Here is a 19,918-nt window from a genome sequence, read left to right as displayed (position 1 = left end):
AATGACCAACATACAATTCATCGCCAAGTCTGTTAACACAGCAGCCATAAACATTCAAAATACGGTTCAATTATTGGAAGAAGATTGTACCATTCCGTTTATTTCCCGTTATCGAAAAGACAAAACCGGAAATCTGGACGAAACTGTAATTGAACAAATTGCTAAACTTCAAAAAGAGTATGAAGCTATTGTAAAACGCAAAGAAGCTATTTTAAAATCTATAGAAGAGCAAAAAGCTTTAACGCCGGAATTAGAGAAAAAAATCCAACAAAGTTTTGATACGCAAGAATTGGAGGATATTTATCTGCCATTCAAAAAGAAGAAAAAAACGAAGGCCGATGTAGCCCGCGAAAACGGATTAGAACCTTTGGCTAAAATTATCATGGCGCAAGGAAAAGATGATGTTGATTTCCTGGCTACAAAATATTTGAATGTAAATGTGGTAAACGAAGATGCCGCCCTGCAAGGAGCAAGAGATATCATTGCCGAATGGATTAATGAAAATATTTTTGTTCGTAAACAATTACGTCGTTTGTACCAACGAAAAGCGACCATTACAACCAAAGTGGTTAAAAGTAAAAAAGAAGAGGAGGGAGCCCAAAAATTCAGTCAGTATTTTGATTGGTCAGAACCGTTGACTAAAGCGCCTTCACACCGATTGTTGGCGATGTTGCGTGCCGAGAATGAAGGTTTTATCAAGTTTAAAGTCGAAACCGATTTGGACGAAGTTTATGATATTATTGACGAATTAGTTTTGAAAGGACAAAGTCCAGCCACGTCTCATGTGCAATTAGCCATTGAAGATAGTTACAAACGTTTGTTGCAACCCGCTATTGCAAATGAAACTTTGCAGGAGGCCAAAGCAAAGGCCGATGCCAATTCGATTCAGGTTTTTGCCAATAATCTAGGGCAGTTGTTATTGGCTCCGCCTTTAGGAGAAAAACGAATTTTAGCCATTGATCCCGGTTTTAGAAGTGGCTGTAAAGTAGTTTGCCTGGATGAAAAAGGCGATTTGTTATACAACGAAACCATTTATCCGCATGCTCCTCAAAATGAATCGGCAATGGCTATGAAAAAAATCCGTTCGATGGTTAATGCGTATAACATTGATGCTATTTCAATTGGTAACGGAACAGCTTCCCGTGAAACAGAATTCTTTATCAAAAAAATTGCTTTTGACCGAGAAGTACAGGTTTTTGTGGTTTCTGAGGCTGGAGCATCGGTCTATTCCGCATCTAAAATTGCCAGAGAAGAATTTCCTAATTATGATGTAACGGTTCGTGGTTCGGTTTCTATCGGTCGTAGGCTGAGTGATCCTTTGGCTGAATTGGTAAAAATTGACCCGAAAGCCATTGGCGTAGGCCAATACCAGCATGATGTGGATCAAAATAAGTTGAAAGAAGAACTGGATTCCACTGTAATTCGTTGTGTGAATTCGGTGGGTATTAATATCAACACGGCGAGCAAGCATTTGTTGAGTTATGTGAGTGGAATAGGAGAGAAGCTGGCCGAAAATATTGTGCAATACCGTTCTGAAAATGGTCCTTTTCAAGATAGAAAACAATTGAAAAAAGTGCCTCGATTAGGTGAAAAAGCCTATCAGCAAGGTGTAGCTTTTATTCGAATAAAAGAAGGTAAAAATCCATTGGATAATTCGGCCGTTCATCCAGAAGCTTATCCCATTGTGGAAAAAATGGCGAAAGATTTAAAACTTTCGGTAAACGATTTGATTGCCAACAAAGAAAAAACAGCTTTGATAAAAGCAGAAAATTATACCAATGAAACGATTGGGATTTTAGGGATTAAGGACATTATCAAAGAGTTGGAAAAACCAGGTTTAGATCCAAGAAAAGCGGCTAAAATATTTGAATTTGACCCAAATGTAAAAACCATAAAAGACTTGAAATCCGGAATGATTTTGCCGGGAATAGTGAATAATATTACTAATTTTGGTTGCTTTGTAGATTTAGGAATCAAAGAAAGCGGTTTGGTTCATATCTCTCAGCTCAAAGCAGGCTTTGTAAGTGATGTAAATGAAGTAGTGAAGCTACACCAACAAGTACAGGTAAAAGTAACCGAAGTTGATGAGGATAGAAAACGAATTCAGTTGACGATGGTGATTTAGAAAGCAAAAAAATCCAGATTCGGATGCAGTACATTTCGAATCTGGATTTTGAATAAAAAATCGCAATTTTTTATTTTGTTTCGTCTTCTTTTTTATCAGCTGGTTGATCTTCTTTTGCAGCGTTTTTGAATTCTTTAATTCCACTACCAAGACCTTTCATTAATTCTGGAATTTTTTTACCTCCAAAAAGTAATAAAACAACTGCTATTATAACAAGGATTTCTGGTAAACCTAATCTTCCCATGATTGAATAATTTATGCCGAAGCAAATTTGTATTAAAAACTGACTACAAAGGTAAATAGAATTAATTAATTATGAATTCAATTTCTCGCAATTATTTAATTTATATAACGTTAAAAATTATTTAATTTTTTTTCAATTATTTATAATGATAAGCTAATGCTGGCAAAGTTCATTGATTGACTTTAATTATTATATTTGTGAAATAAAGAAAAAGCATGTCAGGCAAAAGATTAAAAAGAAAGAAACTTCACAGTAAATTATTCACTAAAAACCGATTGGTTATATTGAATGAAGATACTTTTGAGGAAACTTTTTCTTTAAAACTAACTTTAATGAATGTTTTTGTGGTGGCTTCATTAGGCGCAATTTTCTTAATTGCAGTGACTACTTTCATCATTGCTTTTACGCCTTTGCGCGAATTTATTCCAGGATATTCTTCTACCAAATTAAAGAAAGACGCCACGGAGCTGGCCTTAAAATCGGATTCTTTGACTACTATTTTAAAGAAAAATCAAGCCTATATTTTATCCATTCAAAAAGTGTTGACGGGTAAACTAGATTATGCTAAATTTAATAAAGATTCCATCTTAGCAGTTGCAGTAGATTCGGTTTCAAAAGTAGATTTATCACCTTCCAAAGAAGAATTAGAGTTGAGAGCCGAGGTAGAGAAAGAAGATAAAAAAGCACAGCAAACAGCTGTAAAAAAGAAGAAATAGTTTCTGTATTTCTTTAAACAAATTATAATCAGCAAAACGAAATGTCAATAAAATCAATAGCGGCAAAATTATTTGCTAAACAAATACATAAAAAAACGCAGGCTTGGGCCACTAATCCTGTGGCAACACAACAAGCGGTTTTTGAAGATTTGATTGCAGCTGCAAAGTATACGCAATTTGGTAAAGACCATCATTTTGACCAAATAAAAAATACTGAAGATTTTGTCAAACAAGTTCCCATTCGCGATTATGAAGATTTGAAACCGTATGTGGAAAAAGTAGTAAAAGGCGAGGAGAATGTGTTGTGGAAAGGCAAACCCATGTATTTTGCTAAAACTTCGGGAACAACTTCGGGTGCTAAGTACATTCCGTTGACTAAGGAATCGATGCCGTATCATATTGAAGCGGCACGAAATGCCATCTTGAGTTATATTCATGAAACAGGCAAAGCCGATTTTGTAGATGGGAAAATGATTTTCCTGCAGGGAAGTCCCATTTTAGAAGAAAAATACGGAATTAAATTCGGCCGACTTTCCGGAATTGTAGCACATTTTGTGCCGAAATATTTGCAGAAAAACCGCATGCCTTCCTGGGAAACCAATTGTATCGAAGATTGGGAAGCTAAGATTGATGCGATTGTCGAAGAAACGTTTAACGAAAACATGAGCGTGATTTCGGGAATTCCATCCTGGGTGCAAATGTATTTTGAGCGTTTGCAACAAAAAGGGAATAAGCCTGTGGGGGATATTTTTAAGAATTTCAATTTGTTCATTTATGGCGGTGTGAATTATGAGCCATACAGAGCCAAGTTTGAAAATCTAATTGGGCGAAAAGTAGATAGTATCGAATTATTTCCGGCTTCTGAAGGATTTTTTGCCTATCAGGATTCGCAAAAAGAGAAAGGAATGTTGTTGCTGTTGAATTCCGGAATTTTCTATGAATTCATTAAATCAGAAGAATTTTATAATGAAAATCCTCGCAGCTACACTATTGGTGAAGTCGAATTGGGCGTGAATTATGTGATGATTATTTCTACCAATGCGGGACTTTGGAGGTATAATATTGGCGATACCGTTCAGTTTACTTCTTTAACACCTTATCGCGTGATTGTTTCAGGCAGGATTAAGCATTATATTTCGGCATTTGGGGAACATGTTATTGGCAAAGAAGTCGAAAGCGCTTTGCAGGAAGCCATGGAAGGAACTAGCATTCGAGTGAATGAATTTACTGTTGCACCACAAATTACGCCAGCTAGAGGTTTGCCGTATCACGAATGGTTTATTGAATTTGAACAAGAACCTGAGGACATGAACACTTTTGCGGAAGCAATAGACAACGCCATGCGCAAACAAAATATCTATTATGACGATTTAATTGTGGGGAACATTTTGCAAAAAGTGGTTATTACTAAAGTGCCTAAAAATGGTTTTCAGGAATACATGAAATCCATCGGAAAATTAGGCGGACAAAATAAAATCCCAAGACTTTCTAACGATAGAAAAATTGCTGATTTTTTAACTAAAAACAACAATGAAAGAAACTAAAAATATATCCAGAACCCGTGCTCAGGAATCCTCGGCGGCTATTGAAAAAATGTACATTACCATGCGTCATTTGTTCAATAGAGGTTTTTACAAACCAATGGGGGTTTCGGGTGATACTTTGCGTGAAGCTCTAATGACACTGCGTCCAGAAATTTATGGAAATATAGCCGATGAAAAAGTCGAACTCAACGGACTTTTATATGTCATTGAACGTTTACCTTTTGGTATAGAAGAATGTCGCTATATCAATTTAACTTCAGATGAAGGTTATTCCAAATCGCACTTTCAGGCAATAATTCCACCTAAAAGGAGACGCAATTGTTACCGCATTGATGCCGAACAAATGAATGTTGAAATTACTCGTGGGCGTTCGGATATTTATGATATTTTGACACATCTGACTTTTATTTTCATTGAATCACATAAAATAAAAAACAGAGTTTTAATAGACGATGCCGGCGAAGTATCTCGTGATTGGTTAAAACTGGAAGAAGCTGTTTTAAAAATAGAACCTTTAACTTTGGTCGAGAAAGAAATAGCTATTTCGCATGCGGCTAATATTTTGGGTCGCAGTTTTGAAGATGTATTGGAAATTTATGATGATTTTGGTTCAGAAGAAAATCCGGATCGTTTTTTAAGCATCATTTTTTGGTTAGGAAAATTAGCCATGGAAGAAGTGGTGACCAATAATAAAAGAACCATTACCTTTAGTCCTATTCTTAGAGAGCGTTTAGGACATCATATTCACGGCGAAATCTGGGCAACGCGTATCAAAGAGGTTTTGAAGACTAATCATCTTCTGGAACGCCCTATTCATATTATTAGTGCCAATATGCATTCGGTGATGAATTCTATTTTTGCTAAAAATGCTCTGAAATCGACTTTGAAAGGCAAATCGGAATTTGAGATTTTTGAAGAATTGAGTAAGCCAACAGCAAATGGAAATCGTACTTTGGTGGAAGAAGTGGCTATGAAACAAGGCATGGTTTTTTTGCCTGAAAATTCAGGAGCCAATATTGATGTGCAAATTTTTGATACGGCTAAAATTGATTGGGCAAGTACTTCTTTCCCGAACGCTAATTTTGGAGATGAAAAACCGGTTCTAATTGTGATGGACTATGCTTTTGGTGAACAGGCTTATGAAACGGTTGATGAGTTGTTAAAACCTTACAAAAAGAATACTTTTCTCAATGTACAGTCGGTTTCAATAATGGGAAAAGCCGGAATTCTCGAAGGAGGAAAAGGTGATATTATGATTCCAAATGCCCACATCAATGAGGGAACCGCCGATAATTATTTTTTCGAGAACGAATTAACTCCCGAGATGTTTCTAGGTAATAATATTGCTGTTTTTGGAGGATCTATGGTTACCGTTTTGGGAACTTCATTGCAAAATAAGGACTTACTAAAATTTTTCCATGAATCTACCTGGGGAGTTATTGGTTTAGAAATGGAAGGATCCCATTATCAAAAAGCCATTCAATCAGCTTCAAAAATTAGAAAAAGCATCCCTAAAGATGTCAAAGTGCGTTATGCGTATTATGCTTCGGATAATCCTTTGGAAACAGGAAGTACACTGGCTTCGGGAGGTTTAGGAACATCAGGCGTAAAACCGACCTACTTGATTACCATTAAAATATTAGAACAAATTTTTAATATCAGTTAAATTTAAAGAGAGGAATAGATTGCTTCGTTCCTCGCAATGACATATATATGAAAAGAATATTGATTACGGGTGCGGCAGGATTTTTAGGATCTCATTTGTGTGATCGTTTTATTAAAGAAGGTTATTTTGTTATTGGGATGGACAATCTCATTACGGGCGATTTAAAAAATATTGAGCATTTGTTCAAATTGGAAAATTTCGAATTTTATCATCATGATATTACCAAGTTTGTACATGTGCCTGGGCAATTGGATTATATTCTGCATTTTGCTTCACCAGCAAGTCCAATTGATTATTTGAAAATTCCAATTCAAACCTTAAAAGTAGGTTCACTTGGAACACACAATTTGTTAGGTTTGGCCAGAGTTAAAAAAGCCCGAATTTTGATTGCTTCTACCTCCGAAGTTTATGGTGATCCATTAGTACATCCGCAAACAGAGGAATACTATGGTAATGTAAACACCATTGGGCCAAGAGGAGTGTATGACGAAGCCAAACGTTTCCAAGAATCGATAACGATGGCTTATCATACTTTTCACGGGGTAGAAACCCGAATTGTGCGCATTTTTAATACTTACGGACCAAGAATGCGTCTCAATGATGGTCGCGTAATTCCAGCTTTTATAGGTCAAGCCATTCGTGGCGAAGATTTAACCATCTTTGGAGATGGTATGCAAACCCGTTCGTTTTGTTATGTAGACGATCAGGTAGAAGGGATTTTCCGTTTACTGCATTCAGATTATGTGTATCCGGTAAATATTGGAAATCCGGACGAAATTACGATTAAAGATTTTGCTGAAGAAATCATTAAATTAACTGGAACTAACCAAAAAGTGGTGTATCATCCGTTGCCGGTTAACGATCCATTGCAACGTCAACCCGATACTACCAAAGCTAAGGAAATTTTAGGTTGGGAAGCCAAAGTTGGTCGTGCCGAAGGAATGAAAATTACCTATGATTATTTCAAATCGTTATCTCCGGAAGAACTTTCTAAAGAAGAACACAAGGATTTTACCGATTATATTAAATAAGAAAGATGGAGAACTCTTTAGTATCTGTAATTATTCCAACATTCAATGCTGAGAAATACATTTCGGATACTATTCAATCTGTTCAAAATCAAAGCTATCAAAATTGGGAAATCATCTTAGTTGACGATGCTTCAACTGATGAAACTCAAACAATAATCAATCTTTTTTTAACGGATAAAAGAATTCAATTTTATCCGTTAGGAAAGAATTCAGGTACAGGAGTGGCTAGAAATACTGCTTTAGCAAAAGCCAAAGGAAAATACATTGCTTTTTTAGATGCGGATGATTTGTGGAAACCTCAGAAATTGGAAAAGCAGATTGATTTTATGCAAACGAATCATGTACCATTTACTTTTTCATTTTATGATTGCATCGATGAAGAAGGAAAATTATTAGGAAAAAGGGTAGAAGCACCTCGTAATTTATCTTATACACAGCTGTTTTTCTGCAATTATGTGGGGAATTTGACTGGGATTTATGATGTAGAATATTTTGGAAAAATCAGTATTTCCAGTATTCGAAAAAGACAGGATTGGATGCTTTGGCTCACTATTTTAAAGAAAATAAAAAAGGCTAAATCAGTTCCTGAAAGTCTGGCTTTTTATCGGGTGAGAGATAATTCACTTTCTACTTCAAAAACCGAATTAATCCAATATAATTTTGCGGTTTATCGACAGTTTCACGGCTTTAATTGGATAGTTTCCGTGTTTTGTATGATTGGATTCTTGTTTACCCAATTGCTTATAAAACCGCTTTATTCTAAGAAGATTTAATTATTTTTTGTAGCCAATTTTGGTTCTTGGTTTTTCGTATTCTTTTTTCTCTGTTAATTCATCTAAATAGGAGAAAACCAATTCAATATTTTTACCTTGATTTTCTAATTTTTTTTGAATTTGAACAATATCTAATTTCATTTCGGTAGTGTCCAGAAGCATTTGTCTCACTTTTGTAAAAATCCGCATAATTTGAATGTTGGTCTGAATGGCTTTTTCGCTATTCAAAACGCTTGAAAGCATTAGGATACCATGTTCTGTGAAGGCCATTGGAGCGTAACGCAAGCCCATTTTATCTGAATTGGAGGTCACAATTTGTGATCTCCAATTTTGAAACTCTTCTTTAGACAATTCAAACATAAAATCTTCAGGAAATCGGGATATATTTCGTCTTACGGCTTGTTTTAAAACTCTTGTTTCTATTCCGTAAAGTGTTGCTAAATCCCTATCCAGCATCACTTTTTGATTTCTAATGTAGTAAATAGTATTAGAAATTGTTTCTTCTGAAAGAATAAGTTTGGAATCCATCGCTTCCATATTTTAAAACACTAATATACGATTTTATTTACATCATAAGAAAGATGTAAACTGTTTCAATTTTCCTCTGGCGGTTCTTTCTAAAGTATTTTTTTTAATAAAAGAAAAGTGCAAATTGGGTTCTAAATACAAAGCAATAGCTTGTTCTATTTTTTGAATTTGTACCAAATCTAATTCGGTTTCGCTGACGTATTCGATTTCAAATTGATCTATTTCACGTTGTTTGATGACAAATTCTTTGACGTTTCCATCGTCTTCAATAATGGATTTGGTTACGTAATAAAAGGTCAATCCAGGCGATTTTTTGCCGCTTGGCAGCATAGCAACATCATTGGTTCTACCAATAAGTTGTCTTAAAATCGGTTTATCAAGAATACTATTTTCGTCCAAAATTCCAATATCACCAATGTCATATCTTATAAACGGATGTGCTTTGTTGAACAGCGAAGTAATCACAATTTTACCTTCAGTTCCATTTGGAACAGGATTATTATTTTCATCTAAAATTTCTACAAACAATGTTTCTGAATTGATTAGCCATTCTCCATTTGGATTTTGAAAAGCAATTAAATCCAGTTCCGAAGCGCCATATTCATTGATAATTGGAATTCCGAATTGTGTTTCTAAAAGGATTTTATCATCTTCAAAAAGCATTTCGGAAGTGACCATACACACTTTCAAAGTAGGACAGATATCTTTTAAGATGAGGTTTTGCTTTCGCAAAAATTTGGCAAACAAAACAATGGAACTCGTATAACCGTTGAGGTATTCGAATTTTGTTGTTTCGAATTTTTTCAGCATTTTTTCTAAAACGGCATCCGATAAATCAAAAATAGGAAAACGGAATCGGTGGGCCAGAAAATCCTTGATGCGTTCTTTTTTGTTACCTATAAAATCCAATGGAATTCCGTAAAATCGGGCTTGCAGTGAACGGTTAAAATCAATTCCATGTAAACCAAAACGATACATATTAGAAGCCCAAGTAAGTGCGTGAGTATATTTGTCTTTGGCAAAAACAAAAGGCTCACCACTGGAACCCGAAGTTTTGTTGGTATAACTATTTTTCGTTGTAAAACCTTTTGAAAGTCGGGATTCTAAAGGACTTTGTAGATTGCTTTTGTTTAAAACAGGTAGATTTTCCCATTTGATATTTTTTTTTGAACCCACTAACTTTTTATAAAAAGCATTGTTTTCTAAATGAAAGGCAACAATAACTTGTTTCTGATTTTCAATAAATTGCTTTTTTTCGGCTGGAGAAAGTGCGACTATTTTGTCCAAATCGGATTTTGCTTTCTGGATAGGGAAAGCATTTAATTGCAGCGAAAGGTCAAAAATAGAAAACATGGGAGTGTTTATTTCTTCAAAAATAATATTCTACTTAGAACTTCTGGCTTAGATTGCGTAAGTTTTTAAAAAATAATTATTTTTTACGTCCAAAAGCAATTATTTTTGCACCATTCTCCGAAAAGGAGGTTTTTGCAACTAAAAATTAAAAAGACATGAATATATTACTATTGGGTTCAGGAGGAAGAGAGCATGCATTTGCATGGAAAATGGTTCAAAGTCCACTTTGTGACACTCTTTTTATGGCACCTGGAAATGCTGGAACAGCCGAAATTGCTACCAATGTTGCGATTGCAGTAACCGATTTTGAAGCCATTAAAGCTTTGGTTATCAAAGAAAACATTGAAATGGTTGTGGTAGGTCCTGAAGATCCATTAGTGAAAGGTATTTATGATTTTTTCTTGAACGATGAAAGTTTGAAAAATATTCCTGTGATTGGGCCATCAAAAATTGGAGCAACCTTAGAAGGAAGTAAAGAGTTTGCTAAAGAATTTTTAGTAAAACACAATATTCCAACAGCAGCTTACGATAGTTTTACGGCTGAAACGGTAGAAAAAGGATGTGATTTTTTAGCAACCTTGGCACCACCTTACGTATTGAAAGCAGATGGTTTAGCAGCAGGAAAAGGAGTTTTGATTATTCAGGATTTAGCAGAAGCGCAATCTGAATTACGAAATATGTTGGTGGGACAAAAATTTGGTGCTGCTAGTTCAAAAGTGGTTATCGAAGAATTCTTGGACGGAATTGAATTAAGTTGCTTCGTTTTAACTGACGGGAAAAGCTATAAAATTTTGCCAACCGCTAAAGACTACAAACGTATTGGAGAAGGTGATACAGGATTAAATACAGGCGGAATGGGAGCGGTTTCTCCGGTTCCTTATGTGGATGCTGTTTTGATGGAAAAAATTGAAACTCGCATTGTAAAACCTACCATTGAAGGTTTCCAGAAAGACGGAATTCCATATAAAGGATTTGTTTTCATTGGACTAATCAATGTTAAAAACGAACCAATTGTTATTGAGTATAATGTGCGTATGGGTGACCCAGAAACAGAAGTTGTGGTTCCTAGATTACAATCGGATTTAGTAGAGTTGTTCTTGGCTGTGGCCAATGAAAAACTGGACGAATTTGAATTAAAAATTGATCCAAGAAGTGCTACTACAGTAATGTTAGTTTCTGGTGGATATCCTGAAGATTTTGAAAAAGGAAAAGTAATTTCAGGATTAGAAAATGTAGAAAACTCAATTGTTTTCCACGCTGGAACGAAGTTAGATAACGGAAATGTAGTAACTAACGGTGGACGTGTTATGGCAATTACTTCTTATGGTGATTCGTTCCAGGAAGCTTTAGCACAATCGTATCAAAATGTAGATAAAATTACATTTGATAAAATGAATTTCAGAAAAGATATTGGTTTCGATTTAGTCTAATCGAAGCCAGTTTTAAGCATAAAAAAACGTCTCGATATCGAGACGTTTTTTTATTTGAATCGTATAGAATACTATTTTTTATCTCCTAAGAAAGAATGTGCAGTAGTATCTTGATTTTCAGTTCCTGCATCGTCAAAAATACGTAATTGTTTAATCCAGTAAACAATTGCACAAGCACAAATAGCCATAAAAATCCAATTTAGAGTATTTGCTCCAAACCAAGTTTTTAATTCTAAAGCGCGCAACCAATCTAATGGTTTGAAAAGAAAATCAACAAAAAGTGATTGTATTCCTTCGAAAAATGCTTTCATGATATAGAATTTAAATTTTATTAATATTTGATATGTAAATATTTAAAAATAGTATCTGAATAATAATTTTGTCTTAACTCGTTTCCTTTTTTGAACAAGTAGTATATTTACAGTCACAAAAGTATAAAATATCCTTATGATAACAAGTGTTTTTAAAAAATCTACACCATTAAATTTTTCTTTAGTAGTATTTTTGATACTGTTTTTCGATTTTATTTATCAAATTCAAGATTTAGCTTGGTCTCATTCGGCAGTTTTAGTTTTTAAAAAAATAGGGATTGGCTTGGTAATTTTGGCTTCTGGATTGATTACCAATTTTATTTCCAGACGAAATGGTCTTAGTAAAGACAGTGCTTTTAGCATTTTATTCTTTCTAATCTTTCTACTTTTTTTTCCTTCCCTTTTTGACGATATTAATCTGGTATTTGCTAATTTTTTTCTGCTTTTGGCTTTTCGAAGATTAATTTCTTTACAATCTCAAAAAGCATCTAAAGAAAAAATATTTGATGCTTCAATCTGGATTTTTGTAGCATCCTTATTTCATTTTTGGTGTATTTTGTATTTGGTTTTGGTGTTTATTTCTATCATATCGCATGTTTCAGGGGATTATAGAAATTGGCTTTTACCATTTATAGCCTTCATTGCCATAGTCATTATCTTTTTGTTATATTCCTTATTGTTTAATGGAGATGCTATTAGTTATATTACTAAAGGAATTGAAACAAATTTTAGTATTGATTATTTTACTAATAATTATCAAAATGCAGCCTTGTCTATTTATGCCACAATTGCTTTATTTTTTGTTGGTTCTATGTTGATGACTTTATCATCTAGACCTTTGCAATTGCACGCTTCATTTAAGAAAATTGTATTTGCTTTTCTAATTGGGGTTGTAATCTATGTAATTTCGGCACATAAAAGCAATGATTTATTAGTGTTTACCATTGCTCCTTTGGCAATTATGACCACGGCACACATCGAAATGCCACAGTCTAAACTCAATCAGGAATTGGCATTAGGAGTTTTAATTTTATGTAGTTTGTTTGCTTTTTTCTCCCAACTATAATTTGATTCCAAAGGCTAAATCACCTGCATCTCCAAGACCCGGAACTATGTAGCTGTGTTGGTCTAGTTTTTCGTCTAAAGCGCCAATCCACAAATGACAGTTGTTAGGCAAATGTTCTTCTAGATAAGCAATACCTTCCGGAGCAGCTATGGTTACTGCAATATGAATGTTTTTGGGAGTTCCGCGTTCCATTAATCGCTGGTAAACTACCACAATAGATTGACCAGTAGCTAGCATAGGATCTATTAACAACAGCGTTTTGTTATTAATATCGGCAATGGCTTGGTACTCTACCTTTATTTCAAAATAATCGTCATTATTAGGATGATGTCTAAAGGCCGAAATGAATCCGTTTTCGGCTTGGTCAAAATAATTTAAAAACCCTAAATGCATGCTTAAACCTGCTCTTAAAATAGAACAGAGTACAATAGAATTGGCAATTTGAGTGGTTTTTTTAATACCAAGTGGCGTTTGAATTTCAATAGTTTTATATTCTAATTCTTTGCTCAATTCATACCCCATGATTTCGCCAATGCGTTCAATATTTCTTCTAAACCGCATCGAATCATGATGAACATTCACATCTCTTATTTCGCCTAAGAAATGGTTGAGAATGCTGTTTTTATCCGATAAATAATGAATTTGCATAGCCGTTGAATTTGGGTTAGAAATGAATCAGAGAAAGTTAGAATCTAATTTTTTTATAAAAGTATAAAAAGTATCTTTGTCTAAATAAAAAGATAAAGATGTTTTCAAAATTAGCTTATTCCGTTTTTGAGCAAAGTATAAAAGATTATCACCAATTTGATAATGTAGATCAACCTATAAACAATCCTTATCCAAAGGAGAAGTTTGAACATTTATTGTATTTAAAAAATTGGATTGATACCGTGCAATGGCATTTTGAAGATATTATTCGTGATCCACAAATTGATCCAGTAGCGGCTTTGACTTTGAAAAGAAGAATCGACGCTTCTAATCAAGAACGTACCGATATGGTAGAATATATTGACAGTTATTTTTTGCAAAAATACAGCAAAGTAGTTGTAAAAGAGAATGCAAAAATCAATTCAGAAAGTCCAGCTTGGGCTTTTGATAGGTTGTCTATTTTAGCTTTGAAAATTTATCACATGCAAGAAGAAGCTAATAGAGCAGAGGCTTCTCAAGAGCACAGAGATAAATGTCAGGAAAAATTGAACGTATTATTAGAACAAAGAACTGATTTGTCAACAGCAATTGATGATTTGTTGACTGATATTGAAAATGGAGATAAATTCATGAAAGTGTACAAGCAAATGAAAATGTACAACGATGATGAGTTGAATCCTGTTTTATACCAAGGAAAAAAATAATTGGCTGTACCCTTGTCTAATAAAATAAAGCATATCGCCGTCATGAGACTTTCCGCAATGGGAGATGTCGCCATGACGGTTCCTGTTTTACGTGCTTTTGTAGAACAGCATCCTAATATTCATATAACGGTGGTTTCGCGTCCGTTTTTCAAGCCTTTTTTTGATACGATACCCAATGTTGCTTTTTTTGCTTTTGACGAAAAGGAAAGGCATAAAGGCTTTCTTGGTCTGATTCGGTTGTTTAAGGATTTACGAAAGTTAAAAATTGATGCTTTTGCCGATTTGCACAATGTATTGCGTTCTAAGGTTGTGCGAACACTTTTTGCCCTGAGCGGAAAAAAAGTAGCTGCAGTTGACAAAGGACGTGAAGAGAAAAAAGCTTTAACAAGATCCGAAAATAAAGTTTTCAAACAATTACCTACCATGTTTGAAAGACACATAAAAGTCTTTGAACAATTGGGTTTTGCAATTGATTTATCTAATCCTAGTTTCCCCGAAAAAGCAGTTTTAAGTCCTGAAATTATTGCTATAATTGGTGAAAATCATCAAAAACTAATAGGAATTGCACCTTTTGCACAGTATGAATCTAAAGTGTATCCTTTGGATTTAATGCAGAAAGTTATTTCGCAATTAGCAGCAAATCCACAAAACAAAATATTACTTTTTGGTGGAGGAAAAAAAGAAATTGAAATTTTAGATTCTATTTCGTCCCAATACGAAAACGTCATTAATATGGCGGGGCAACTCAAATTTCAGCAAGAATTACGACTTATTAGTAATCTTGATGTGATGCTTTCTATGGATTCTGGAAATGCTCATATTGCCGCGATGTTAGGTGTAAAAGTCATTACACTTTGGGGTGCCACCCATCCTTTTGCGGGTTTCTCACCTTTCCATCAAGCTATCGAAAATGCCTTGGTTTCCGATAGAGAAAAGTTTCCATTATTACCTACTTCAGTTTATGGAAACAAAAAAGTAGCTGGTTACGAAGATGCCATGCGAACAATTACAACGGATTCTATTACCCAAACAATAAACAATTGTAAGTAAGTAAATTAAGTTTCATCCTTAGGAAAGTCCGATGTTTCCTGAGTTTTTTTATTGAAAGAATAATTTTACCAATTTTTTAACTAATACCTTTTAAATAATTAGTGTTAAAAATACTACTTTGGCTCGCTGTGAGTTAGCCCTTACAACTAGAAGTTAAACTAGGAAATGTAAAGTGTTTTTTAAAGTTGCTTTAGAAATCTTAGAATGTTCATACAATAAAACAGAAACTATTTATGCAAAGAATTACAGGATTAATTACAATTTTGTTCCTATTTTCATTTTCAGCTTTTTCTCAACAGGGACATCTTTCGGGTACAATAACCGATGGAAATGAAAAAACCGCGGTTTATAATTCGGTTGTTGCTTTATTGACTCCTGTAGATTCTATTTTATACAAGTTTACCCGATCGGATAAAAAGGGAAATTTTAACTTCAAAAATGTCAAAGCAGGAAATTATATCCTGATGACTTCACACTACCAATATGCCGATTATGTGGACGAAATAATAGTTAAGGAAAACGAAAATAAGCTAGGTGTTATTGCTTTGAAAAGCAAAATAGAATTGCTCAGAGAAGTAGTTATAAAAACGGGTTCCATCAGAATAAAAGGAGATACTACCAGTTATAGAGCAAGTGATTTTGTGGTTAGTGAAAATGCTAACGTAGAGGAGCTTTTAAAAAAACTTCCAGGAATACAAGTAGATAAAAATGGAACTATAAAAGCTATGGGCGAAACTGTTCAAAAGGTTTTGGTGGATGGCGAAGAATTTTTTGGTGATGATCCAGGAATGGCAGTCAAAAACTTAAGAGCCGATGCCGTAAAAGAAGTACAAGTGTTTGATAAAAAAAGTGAACTTGCAGAATTTACAGGTATAGACGATGGTAACACTAAAAAGACCATTAATTTAAAATTAAAAGAAGACAGGAAGAAGGGATATTTTGGTAAAATTGATGGTGCCAATCAACCCTTTACAGATGCCGATTCCAGATACAACACGAATCTTATGTTTAGTAGTTTTAAAGGGAAAAGAAAACTATCTGCTTTTTTATTAAATGGAAATACGGGTCAGGATGGATTAGGCTGGGAGGACAGCGAGAAATTTGGTGCTCGTGATAACAGCTTTAGTATGAACATGGATGATGATGGAAATGTAAGTTATGAATGGCTTGGGGACAATAATGACGGAGAACCACGTGTAAACACACAAAATGGATTTATCAAAAACACCAATGCGGGATTACAATACACCAACAAATGGAATGATAAACAAAACTTGAATCTCTCACCTAAATTCAATAAACAAATTTATACCAATAACAATAGTAGAATCTCTCAAACTCAAGTAGGAGATACCCAATTGAATGAAGATAAATCTACAGTAACTAACGTAAACAGGAGTAATTTTAAAATTAATGCTATTTATGATGTAAAATTAGACTCGGTCAATTCCTTAAGATTCTCTGCTAAAACTAATTTTTATAACACCGAAAGTGATGAATTTACCGATGGAACCACAACGGGGAATGAAGGAATATTAAAGAATAAACAACAGCGATTATTCACTACAAATTCAGATAAATCTGCTTTGTCTGCCAGTGTTTTATTCAAACATAAATTTGCTAAGCCACGTCGAACTTTTACGGTAAATAGTAGTTGGAGTTTGTTGAATACCAATTCAAATAATTTTTTAAAGTCTACTAACGAAAGTTATGTAGATGGAGTTTTGGCCACAAAAGACGATGTGAATCAAAATAAAATAGGTGATAGAACCAGTCAAAATTTTTCGGCTAGTTTTAGTTATTCTGAACCTATAGCTAAGCAATTATCACTTCAGTTTGCATACCAAATAGCTTATGATAAAGGGAAAAACAACTATTATACTTATGATTATTCAGAAAGTACAGGGCAATATGATCAATTGGTATCTTCATTGTCAAACGAGTTTGAGCAAACAATAACTACCCACAGACCTAATGTCAAATTGAGTTACAATGCTAAAAAAATCAATTACAGTATAGGAAGTGGTTTTGGCTTTACCTCTTTTGACTTGTTAGATAAAACAATGGATAAGGAATACAAACGAAGCTATACTAACTTTTTCCCTTCGGCAAGTTTAACCTATAAATATAAAAGCAATGGTAGCTTACGTTTTAATTATCAAGGATCTACCAGACAGCCAACACTTGACCAATTGCAACCACTGCGAAACAATCAGGACTTTTTTAATCAAACTTTAGGAAATCCTGATTTAAAACAATCTTTTACTAATAATTTCAACATCAACCAAGGGAGCTATGATATATTGACGGAAAGACAAATTTACCAAGGAGTGTATTTTAGTACCACAAGCAATGCTATTATTTACAGCAGAGTGATTGACCCCGAAACGGCTAAAACCATTTCTAAACCTATTAATACTAATGGTAATTTTTCAGGAAGTTTTTACTTTGGCTATGGATTAAAAATCAAGAAATTTGATGTTAGAGCTGATTTTAGACCTTCAGTAAGCTATAATAAATCAATACTTAGTATTAATGATAAATTGGGTAGTGCTAAGAATTTAAGCTCAGGACTTTCCGTTTATTTAAACAAGTCCAAACAAAAAGAATATGATATTACTTTAAGCAATCAGTTTTCGTTTAATAGAAGTAGTACCACTCAAAATAGCCAAATTAAATCGTTCAATACGAATAATTTGAATTTAGACGTAGGCGTTTATTTTGCTGAAAAATGGAAAGTTGCTACAGATTATAATTTAAATACCAGACAAAAAACAGCGGATTTTCAAGACAACTTGACCAATCAATTGTGGAACGCCAGATTGCAGCGTACTTTTAAAAACGATGAATTCACTGCTTATTTTATGGTACGCGATATATTGAATCAAAATATAGGCATACAAAGAAATGTGTATGAAAACACCATTAGTCAAGAACAAAATGATAGGTTAAAACGATATGTTATGATAGGTTTTACTTGGAATTTTAAAAACAAAGGGGAGACTAAAAAATAGATTTTTGTTCAAAGAGGTGTGCAGAATAATCATTTAATTCTTTCACTTATTGCCTAAAACTTATAATATACAAACGATGAAAACAATACTTTTTTTTATAACTGCAGTCTTTTTTTCAATGGCATCAAATGCGCAGCAATTTGTTGATAAAGCTGTAATTGAATACGAGGTAAATACCAATCTAAAAAAAACGATGAGTAATGATAGTTGGGATGAGAAGATGAAAGAGAATCTCTCTGACCTTAAAATTTCTTATTTCAACTATACTTTTGCGGATAATAAAAGCATATTTAAATTTGATAGATGGAGTCCAAAAACAAGGATTCCAAAATACCTAAAAGATACAGAGGAAGAGAACAGCTGGTATTTTGATTTTAATACAGGAGTGCTAAATATGCAAAAACAAATTGCAGGAACTCTTTTTGTTGTAGCCGATAGTATTCCAAAAATTGAATGGAAAATCACCAACGAAAACAGGAAAATTGCCGGTTATAATTGTCGCAAAGCCATTGGTAAAATTATGGGCGAAGTCTACATATTTGCTTTTTATACCGATGATATTACTATTTCTGGAGGTCCAGTTTCTATAAGTGGTTTGCCAGGAATGATCTTAGGGCTTACTATTCCACGTTTATATACCTCTTACGTTGCTACTAGAGTCGATGTGTCTGTTAGTGACACCTCAATTATTAAACCCATTACAGCCAAAAAAACCTATGACTTAAAGGAGTTAAAAAGCCTGTTTGAAGAGAAAACTAAAGATTGGTATAGCTATGGTGATGATAAGGAAGAAAATGAAAGACAGAAGAATATTTTCTTGTGGAATGCGTTTTTGTAAGCTTTATAAATTATTTACTTTTCCATAAATGCCACCATTTTTTCTTTTTAATTACTACGACCTCACCAAGTAAACTTTGCTGTGCTTGAATAATTAAAAAATCTTTAGTCACAGGTAAAGTTCTTTTGTCAATCGAAAATTCAGTGTTTTCGTAACCTAAATAATAGATTACAAGATGAATTTTGTCTGTTAATAAACGATTAGGAATTATTAGTTTAAACTTTCCATCCATATCTGTTGTAGTTACTGTGTTTGAGTTCTTAATTGAGACCGCTGCACCAAGTAATGGTTCTTTTGATTGTAGGTCAATTACTTTTCCTTGAATTATATTTTTTAAGCTATCTAAAATTGGTTCTTTTTTCTGCTTTTCTTGAGAAGTATTATTTGTTTTTTTATCAGCAATTGATACAATTTCCATTTGAGAAGATTGTTTTGATAAAAGATTGTTTTTTGCAAATGAATTTATTGCAGTTCCCAATAAAAAAAGTCCAGTTAATGTTTTATATAATGTTGAATGCTTAGACAGTTGCTTATTTTCTATAAGTCTGTTTATTTGTAGTTTATTCAAACGACCACAGAGCTTATCTGATTTTTTGTCAATGATTTGAATAATTTCATTATCTGTTAGTGAAGTAAAATCAATGACCTTTTTTGAACAGTTCGAGCAATATTTTCCAATATCAGTTTTTGTCATTGAATTCCAATCCTGATGACAAGGGGTATCAATTTTCAAAATATAGTTCTGTCTTTTCATATTCCTGTTTATACCGTATAAAATTATTTTATTCATTGCTAATATAAGAACTTTCTTAAAACAAAAAAACTTCCCTTTTCAGAGAAGCTTTCAGTTATTGGAATTTGGAAATTTTTTAATTGG

At 33.7% G+C, this 19,918-nt stretch carries 18 protein-coding genes; 12 read left to right on the top strand and 6 right to left on the bottom strand.

Features of this window, described 5'->3' with window-relative positions:
- Position 1 precedes the first annotated feature (1 nt).
- A complete protein-coding gene (locus tag AC4FRF_RS03355) occupies positions 2 to 2,125 on the top strand; it encodes a Tex family protein (RefSeq protein ID WP_491158041.1) in 2,124 nt (707 codons plus the stop codon).
- Between the two features lie 70 nt (positions 2,126 to 2,195).
- On the opposite strand, the gene AC4FRF_RS03350 is transcribed toward AC4FRF_RS03355, so the two are convergent.
- On the bottom strand, positions 2,196 to 2,369 hold the full coding sequence (locus AC4FRF_RS03350; protein WP_491158040.1) for a Sec-independent protein translocase subunit TatA/TatB: 174 nt from the start codon (positions 2,367 to 2,369) through the stop codon (positions 2,196 to 2,198).
- A 215-nt stretch (positions 2,370 to 2,584) separates the two neighbouring features.
- On the opposite strand from AC4FRF_RS03350, the gene AC4FRF_RS03345 reads away from it, so the two are divergent.
- Genes AC4FRF_RS03345 through AC4FRF_RS03325 form a run of 5 tightly spaced genes read left to right on the top strand, consistent with a single transcriptional unit; the run spans position 2,585 to position 8,099 of the window.
- Positions 2,585 to 3,085 carry a peptidase gene (locus AC4FRF_RS03345; RefSeq protein ID WP_491158039.1) on the top strand — a complete coding sequence of 167 codons (501 nt, stop codon included), beginning with the start codon at positions 2,585 to 2,587 and terminating at the stop codon, positions 3,083 to 3,085.
- 41 nt (positions 3,086 to 3,126) lie between these two features.
- Positions 3,127 to 4,629, top strand: coding sequence for a GH3 auxin-responsive promoter family protein (locus tag AC4FRF_RS03340; RefSeq protein WP_491158037.1), 1,503 nt, complete (start codon positions 3,127 to 3,129; stop codon positions 4,627 to 4,629).
- Complete coding sequence (locus tag AC4FRF_RS03335; RefSeq protein ID WP_491158036.1) at positions 4,616 to 6,295, top strand: DUF6909 family protein; 1,680 nt, start codon at positions 4,616 to 4,618, stop codon at positions 6,293 to 6,295. The genes AC4FRF_RS03340 and AC4FRF_RS03335 overlap by 14 nt, the downstream gene beginning before the upstream one ends.
- A 47-nt stretch (positions 6,296 to 6,342) precedes the next feature.
- Entirely contained in the window at positions 6,343 to 7,326 is a 984-nt protein-coding gene (locus AC4FRF_RS03330) for a UDP-glucuronic acid decarboxylase family protein (RefSeq protein WP_491158035.1), read from the top strand.
- Between the two features lie 5 nt (positions 7,327 to 7,331).
- Positions 7,332 to 8,099 carry a glycosyltransferase family 2 protein gene (locus AC4FRF_RS03325; RefSeq protein WP_491158034.1) on the top strand — a complete coding sequence of 256 codons (768 nt, stop codon included), beginning with the start codon at positions 7,332 to 7,334 and terminating at the stop codon, positions 8,097 to 8,099.
- Here AC4FRF_RS03325 and AC4FRF_RS03320 read toward each other — a convergent pair whose 3' ends face one another.
- Together AC4FRF_RS03320 and AC4FRF_RS03315 are read right to left on the bottom strand one after the other, a co-directional pair.
- Positions 8,100 to 8,627, bottom strand: a complete 528-nt coding sequence (locus AC4FRF_RS03320; RefSeq protein WP_491158033.1) for an ORF6N domain-containing protein — start codon at positions 8,625 to 8,627, stop codon at positions 8,100 to 8,102. It lies immediately after the preceding gene.
- A 42-nt stretch (positions 8,628 to 8,669) separates the two neighbouring features.
- Positions 8,670 to 9,980, bottom strand: coding sequence for a phenylacetate--CoA ligase family protein (locus AC4FRF_RS03315; RefSeq protein ID WP_491158032.1), 1,311 nt, complete (start codon positions 9,978 to 9,980; stop codon positions 8,670 to 8,672).
- 155 nt (positions 9,981 to 10,135) lie between these two features.
- On the opposite strand from AC4FRF_RS03315, the gene purD reads away from it, so the two are divergent.
- Positions 10,136 to 11,410, top strand: coding sequence for a phosphoribosylamine--glycine ligase (gene purD / locus AC4FRF_RS03310; RefSeq protein WP_491158031.1), 1,275 nt, complete (start codon positions 10,136 to 10,138; stop codon positions 11,408 to 11,410).
- Between the two features lie 71 nt (positions 11,411 to 11,481).
- Here the strand turns inward: purD and AC4FRF_RS03305 are convergent, their stop codons facing one another.
- The gene (locus AC4FRF_RS03305; RefSeq protein ID WP_491158030.1) at positions 11,482 to 11,721 is read right to left on the bottom strand and encodes a DUF6341 family protein; all 240 of its coding nucleotides are present in this window, start codon (positions 11,719 to 11,721) and stop codon (positions 11,482 to 11,484) included.
- 136 nt (positions 11,722 to 11,857) lie between these two features.
- Between AC4FRF_RS03305 and AC4FRF_RS03300 the strand changes: the two genes are divergently transcribed.
- Positions 11,858 to 12,787: a DUF6427 family protein gene (locus AC4FRF_RS03300; RefSeq protein WP_491158029.1), complete on the top strand. Its 930-nt coding sequence runs from the start codon at positions 11,858 to 11,860 to the stop codon at positions 12,785 to 12,787.
- Here the strand turns inward: AC4FRF_RS03300 and upp are convergent.
- On the bottom strand, positions 12,782 to 13,435 hold the full coding sequence (gene upp / locus AC4FRF_RS03295) for a uracil phosphoribosyltransferase (RefSeq protein ID WP_491158028.1): 654 nt from the start codon (positions 13,433 to 13,435) through the stop codon (positions 12,782 to 12,784). The genes AC4FRF_RS03300 and upp overlap by 6 nt on opposite strands.
- Positions 13,436 to 13,533: 98 nt before the next feature.
- Here upp and AC4FRF_RS03290 point away from each other — a divergent pair, with 98 nt between their 5' ends.
- From AC4FRF_RS03290 to AC4FRF_RS03275, 4 genes are all read left to right on the top strand, one after another.
- Positions 13,534 to 14,139, top strand: coding sequence for a DUF4254 domain-containing protein (locus AC4FRF_RS03290; protein WP_491158027.1), 606 nt, complete (start codon positions 13,534 to 13,536; stop codon positions 14,137 to 14,139).
- A 42-nt stretch (positions 14,140 to 14,181) separates the two neighbouring features.
- Complete coding sequence (locus AC4FRF_RS03285) at positions 14,182 to 15,189, top strand: glycosyltransferase family 9 protein (protein ID WP_491158026.1); 1,008 nt, start codon at positions 14,182 to 14,184, stop codon at positions 15,187 to 15,189.
- Between the two features lie 233 nt (positions 15,190 to 15,422).
- A complete protein-coding gene (locus AC4FRF_RS03280) occupies positions 15,423 to 18,203 on the top strand; it encodes an outer membrane beta-barrel protein (RefSeq protein ID WP_491158025.1) in 2,781 nt (926 codons plus the stop codon).
- Between the two features lie 76 nt (positions 18,204 to 18,279).
- Entirely contained in the window at positions 18,280 to 19,041 is a 762-nt protein-coding gene (locus AC4FRF_RS03275; protein ID WP_491158024.1) for a GLPGLI family protein, read from the top strand.
- A gap of 10 nt (positions 19,042 to 19,051) precedes the next feature.
- Here AC4FRF_RS03275 and AC4FRF_RS03270 read toward each other — a convergent pair whose 3' ends face one another.
- Entirely contained in the window at positions 19,052 to 19,795 is a 744-nt protein-coding gene (locus AC4FRF_RS03270; RefSeq protein WP_491158023.1) for a carboxypeptidase-like regulatory domain-containing protein, read from the bottom strand.
- Positions 19,796 to 19,918: the final 123 nt, after the last annotated feature.

The organism is Flavobacterium sp. ST-158, assembly GCF_058309975.1.
This window is presented reverse-complemented; position numbering and strand designations above follow the sequence as displayed.